The following is a 5,295-nucleotide window of genomic DNA, read 5'->3' on the forward strand; positions in this document are numbered from 1 at the left end:
CGTTATACAGCTGTTGCCGCGTGATCTTCATGGCCTTGGCGGCTTCCGCCACGCTCAGGCCCAATTCCACTAGATTGGCTTCAACCAACTTTCCAGGATGAACGGGATTTTTCATCATCATGTCGCACCTTTCAAGAGTTGCAAGCCTTTATGCCGGAAACCGTCGATCATCGTGATGACGGTAAAACGTCAGTTGACATTTGTCAATGGCGAAGGCGCTCACATGGACGCCCATCGTTGGAGGCTGGTTGCCCGATGGTATCTGCCATGAACCCTTATGAATCATGTGGGCTAGCCCCCTCCAAAGCCTCGCAACACTTCGTCACAGCCCTCGTCTAAACCCGGTGTCCTTCCTATGTGTCCCGCTATCTGTCCTCCGCACGATGAGATGATGGAGCACGCTGGTGGTAGGCAAACAAGATGTCTGTCGAGATGATTAAGGATTTTGTCATGCATCGGGTGAATCGGATCGGATTCAACTGGATCGGTTCCCGGTCAGCTGATTCGATACAGTCCGTCGAAGAAAACCAGAGTTAGGCCATCCGAGTACGCGCAAAATGTCCTAATTTTTCACTGTGCTTGTGCTGTTGGTGGATTGACACGCAGCGCGTCGGCAAGAGCACGAGAATTGCTATTTCTACGTAGCAATCGTCACAGGGGGACAGTATTTCGATGGAGATGCGTGATTCGACAAGTCTTGGCATGAATAAATGAAGTATGAAAAGCGCTATGTGTCCCCCTATGTGTCCAAGATCTGATGATATGAAGGTGCTTATATCTTGATGAACACTCGTGGTGGAACGACCAAGGAAACTGTATCAATTGAGACGAGAGAACGAGCGCGTAAGACATAGAGAACAAGAACTGATCCACTCTCAACAGAGGAGGGAGCCGTATGAATACCATGCGATCGACATGGCCTGGTGCTCTGGCCGGCACAATCCTTATTGGAGGCGCCCTTTTGATGAACTATGGCACCGAAGTTCCATCAGCGGGTACGCCGGCCAGGTTAACCAATCAACTCACGGTGATGATCAGTAACCTGAACCAGGTCACCGCTCCCGCCGAAGAGTCGTCAACCGCGCCATCCTACTCTGCTGTGGACACCGACTCTTCGTCTGGCGCTCGCTTTGTCGCCGCTTTCCCTGGCGCGGTGCTGGACAAGCAGACGGGATTAGTCTGGGAAGAGATACCCGATGCCACCCCCAGGACCTGGATCGATGCGACCCGCTACTGTCTCGATAAAACGGTCGGGGGCACCATCGGCTGGCGGTTGCCTTCCATGGCGGAGCTCAAGAGTCTACAAGATCTGTCGATGGCGCCGCCGTTCGTCCCGGCGAGTGTCTTTACCAAGGTCCAGTCGTCCACCTATTGGTCGGTATCGACGTCAGCAAAGGTTCCTATCGGTGTCTCGTTCGTGCACTTGGTCGATGACCATGGGAGCAACGGCATGAAGTCCGATCTCTTTCCGGCGTGGTGCGTCCGTGGTGGCGTGAATACGGAGCAGTTTTAAGGTGCAATAACCTGACAGGGACGGATAGTCGAAGATCGTGAAGCGAGACAAGTTGTCCTGTGTCCACTGAGAAAGCAAAGCACGATGCTATTGCGATGGTTATGAAGTGCTCTGTGCGTCGTGTGAATCGGATCGGATTCTGTATCCGTTCGGATTCAACCGAATGGTACGCAGCCATCGAGCGCGCCGCATCCGATGAGTCGAGGTCGTGAAATGACATGATTCCATGATTGTTGTGCTGGTCAAAAGGCTGAAAAGTGTGCGTCGACGATAGCACAGGATTTGCTATGTCCATGCAGCAGGTCCCGGTCGGGAGAGGCTGGGCAGGCCTTGTCCAACCGCCCATCCCTTGTGAGGCTCGGTCGGGGCCGGGAAGTCCGGCGGTGATATACGACCATCACCGCCGGGTTTCGCTGAGAAACATCTTTTTTCTCTTCGCTACTCCGGCGCGAGCATGGTGAGAATACTGGTTGTGAGGAATGTACTGTATGAGGACGTTTACCGCATACTTGGAATGGGACCCGAGAACAAACTTGTACGTGGGCTGTGTGCCTGGGATTCCAGGGGCGCATACGCAGGCGAGAAGCTTGGATGAATTGCAGAAGAATTTGAAAGAAGTACTGGGACTCTGTCTTGAAGACTATCGGGATGCCTGCGAAGATCCGCCGCGGTTTATCGGACTCCAGCAAATCGAGGTGGCTGTCTGAGCCGTTGCCATAGTTGATTCTGAGGGAATGGAAGAGGTCACTATCAGCTTGGTTTCGTCATGGTCAGCCGGAGAGGAAGCCGTGCTTTTTATCGCGCAGTCATTGCAAGGCCAAATGACGATTGATTGATGCGTTACTTCGCAAGCGCTCCCGTCACGAACTTTCCCGCTTTCATCACGCCCGCAATCTTGTCCCGGTCTCGCAGCACCTCGATCCGCCGAAGCGGGTTTCCTTTCAAGATCACAAGATCAGCTTCCATTCCTTTGGCCAGTATGCCGACTGAATCCTGAATCCCGATGAGCTGAGCCGCCGTGGCGGTCGAGGCGATAATGGCCTCCATGGGCGTCATGCCGAAAGCGACCATGCGCTCGAGTTCCTGCGCGTTCTCTCCATGGTAATTGAAGGGGGTTCCGGCATCGGTGCCCATGGCGATGGCGATGCCGCTCCGATGGGCGGTTTTGAAGCTGCCCTGGTGGCGCTTGGTCATGGATTTGGCTTTCGCCAATGCGCTGTCCGGGATGCCGCAGCCCAGTCGGCATGCCGCCGTTGTAGCCAGAGCTGAAAGGGTCGGGACCATGTAGACGCCATAGCGCTTTATGAGTGCTCCCGATTCGTCGTCCAACAAAGTAGCGTGTTCGATCGATCGTACTCCCGCATGAATGGCGTTCTTCATTCCAGCGGCGCCATGGGCATGGGCGGCGACTCGTTTCCCTGCTTGATGCGCCGCATCGACCGCCGCGGTCAATTCCTCCATCGTCATTTGGGCCTCATCCGGCGAGGTGCCGGGGGTCAACACTCCTCCCGAGGCAATGATTTTGATGACTCCCGCGCCGGCTGCGACCTGTTCGGCCACAACCCGTCTGACATGCTCAGCGCCCTTCACTTCCTGGCCAATGAAGCGCGCGTGGCCTCCGATCATGCAGATGGCGCGTCCTGCGCCGATGATACGTGGCCCGGGCATCAAGCCCGATTCGATGGCCTGTTTCACCGTGAAGATGGAATGATCCCGGGATCCAACGTCGCGCACCGTCGTAAACCCTGCGTCGATCGTCGCCTTCGCATGCATGGCCGACTTCAGCAACGTATAGGAAGGCTGCTCCGATTCGAGCGCGCCGACGACGTCGGGCTCTCCGCCCAGGCAAAGATGGACATGACAATCGATGAGTCCTGGGATGATCGAGAGGCCGCGACCGTCGATGCGGACAGCTCCTTTGGGAATCTTGACCTCATTGCTTGGGCCGGCCGCCAGGATCTTTGTGCCGCGCACGAGGAGCGTCGCGCGGTCTTGCACGGTACCCGTCCCATCGATGAGACGCGCGTGCTGAATGGCAATCGTCACGGCTTTTCGCCTCCACTATAGACATGCGCAGCGGCTTGCAGCGCGGCGCCGGGAGTCGACACCCACCCACTCCGGATGCCGATCTCCTCCACGGCATTCAACAGAGTCAGGACGTTGGCTTCCGTCGATGATTCTCCCATCAGCCCGATTCTCCAGACCTTTCCCTTGAGAGGACCAAGGCCTCCGCCGATTTCGATGCCGAACATCTCCAGCAACCGGGATCGGACGTCGGCCTCATTGATGTTGGCCGGAATGGTGACGCAGGTCAGCGTCGGAAGCCGACGATCAGAAGGAGGCAATGGGTCGAGACCGAGAGTCATCAGTCCTGCGAGCAGTGCACGGCTGTTCAGTTGATGGCGAGCAAACCGGGCAGGAAGTCCTTCTTCCTCGATCAGGCGCAACCCCTCCCGCAGGGCATAGAGCATCGAAATCGGCGCCGTATGATGGTAGGCACGGTTGTGCTCCGTCCAGTAATCCGCAATGAGGGACAGGTCAAGATACCAGCGTTGACAGGGAGAGCGGCGATTCTTGACGACGGACAGTGCGCGCGCGCTTAACGTCAAGGGAGCCAAGCCGGGCGGGCAGCTGAGACATTTTTGCGTGGCACTGTAGCACACATCAATGCCCCACCGATCGACCTCCACAGGGATTCCCCCGAGCGATGTGACCGCATCGACGATCAGCAGCGCGTTGTATGTACGACAAAGGGCGCTGATCGATTCGAGAGGGTGCCAGGCCCCGGTGGAAGTCTCGGCATGCACCAGCGCAACGGCTTTGACCGGACTCGACTGCCGGAGCGCCGTGGCAATCATATACGGTTCAATCACCTGTCCCCACGGAACTTCCACTCGAATAGCCTTCCCGCCGCAACGCTCCACGATTGCCGCAAGTCGTGTTCCGAACACACCATTGATGCCCACGATGACGGTGTCGCCGGGTTCAACGACGTTGATGACCGCCGCTTCCATACCTGCTGACCCGGTCCCCGAGCCGGCCATCGTAAATTGATTGGCCGTTGAAAATAGACGGCGCAAGAGAATTTGAATGTCGGTCATCACTGCCAAGAATGTCGGGTCCAGATGTCCGACAAGCGGCGTGGCCATGGCTTGTAGTACCCGAGGGTGCACGATGCTGGGGCCGGGACCCAGGAGCAGTCGCGGTGGGGCGATAAAATTTTCCATTACAAATAGGCTCCTTAAATCGCGCGGTTAGTATAGCCCAGTCAGGCCGGGGAGGCTATGCGATAAATCCTTGTGCGAGGAGCACTTCAGCAGGCTCTTGAACGTTCGTAGCTACTTTGAGGGGATTCGGCCGAGTGACGACCAATGGTATAGTCAGCCACTCATGAGCGACCGGACACTTTCAATCGGACGACCGTCTGATTGCCCGCAGCACGATCAGCCTGCAATCTCCGAGCAGTCGATTGCCCCCTATAACTCTCGGTGGTCTCTGATTGTGAGCGGAGTATGTGCGGCCATCCTGGTGGCGGCGCTGGGGACCATTCTGTGGTTTTCAGTGACTTCTCCAAAACTCCAGCGAATTGGGGAGCCGGATCGCGCGCTTGATCTGATGGTCAGCCGTATGCTGGACGCGCAAGACAGCCTTCGTCGCGCGCCGAGATGGCAGCAATGGCTTTCCGACTGGACGATGGGCAGTAACTAGGAAGCTCGGAGACAAGCCATTCGGTGGTACCGGGAATTGATTGAAACAGCCGATGATCCTCCCTCCGAGCTTCG

The 5,295-nt window shown here is 56.7% G+C and carries 5 protein-coding genes; 3 read left to right on the forward strand and 2 right to left on the reverse strand.

What is annotated here, in order from left to right:
• Window positions 1-895: 895 nt before the first annotated feature.
• A complete protein-coding gene (locus ACOSYY_RS04820) occupies window positions 896-1,513 on the forward strand; it encodes an Lcl C-terminal domain-containing protein (RefSeq protein ID WP_421661136.1) in 618 nt (205 codons plus the stop codon).
• A 488-nt stretch (window positions 1,514-2,001) separates the two neighbouring features.
• The gene (locus ACOSYY_RS04825; protein ID WP_421661137.1) at window positions 2,002-2,220 is read left to right on the forward strand and encodes a type II toxin-antitoxin system HicB family antitoxin; all 219 of its coding nucleotides are present in this window, start codon (window positions 2,002-2,004) and stop codon (window positions 2,218-2,220) included.
• 133 nt (window positions 2,221-2,353) lie between these two features.
• Here ACOSYY_RS04825 and ACOSYY_RS04830 read toward each other — a convergent pair whose 3' ends face one another.
• Together ACOSYY_RS04830 and ACOSYY_RS04835 are read right to left on the reverse strand one after the other, a co-directional pair.
• A complete protein-coding gene (locus ACOSYY_RS04830) occupies window positions 2,354-3,559 on the reverse strand; it encodes a metal-dependent hydrolase family protein (protein WP_421661138.1) in 1,206 nt (401 codons plus the stop codon).
• On the reverse strand, window positions 3,556-4,740 hold the full coding sequence (locus tag ACOSYY_RS04835) for a pyridoxal-phosphate-dependent aminotransferase family protein (RefSeq protein ID WP_421661139.1): 1,185 nt from the start codon (window positions 4,738-4,740) through the stop codon (window positions 3,556-3,558). The genes ACOSYY_RS04830 and ACOSYY_RS04835 overlap by 4 nt, the downstream gene beginning before the upstream one ends.
• Before the next feature lie 163 nt (window positions 4,741-4,903).
• Between ACOSYY_RS04835 and ACOSYY_RS04840 the strand changes: the two genes are divergently transcribed.
• Window positions 4,904-5,221, forward strand: coding sequence for a hypothetical protein (locus tag ACOSYY_RS04840; protein ID WP_421661140.1), 318 nt, complete (start codon window positions 4,904-4,906; stop codon window positions 5,219-5,221).
• Window positions 5,222-5,295 lie beyond the last annotated feature (74 nt).

The organism is Nitrospira sp. BLG_2, assembly GCF_049222245.1.

What these genes read in the sequence shown, in the direction of transcription:
- ACOSYY_RS04820 (WP_421661136.1), top strand. Translation starts at nt 896, where the DNA reads ATGAATACCATGCGATCGACATGGCCTGGTGCTCTGGCCGGCACAATC.
- ACOSYY_RS04825 (WP_421661137.1), top strand. Translation starts at nt 2,002, where the DNA reads ATGAGGACGTTTACCGCATACTTGGAATGGGACCCGAGAACAAACTTG.
- ACOSYY_RS04835 (WP_421661139.1), bottom strand. Translation starts at nt 4,740, where the DNA reads ATGGAAAATTTTATCGCCCCACCGCGACTGCTCCTGGGTCCCGGCCCC.
- ACOSYY_RS04840 (WP_421661140.1), top strand. Translation starts at nt 4,904, where the DNA reads ATGAGCGACCGGACACTTTCAATCGGACGACCGTCTGATTGCCCGCAG.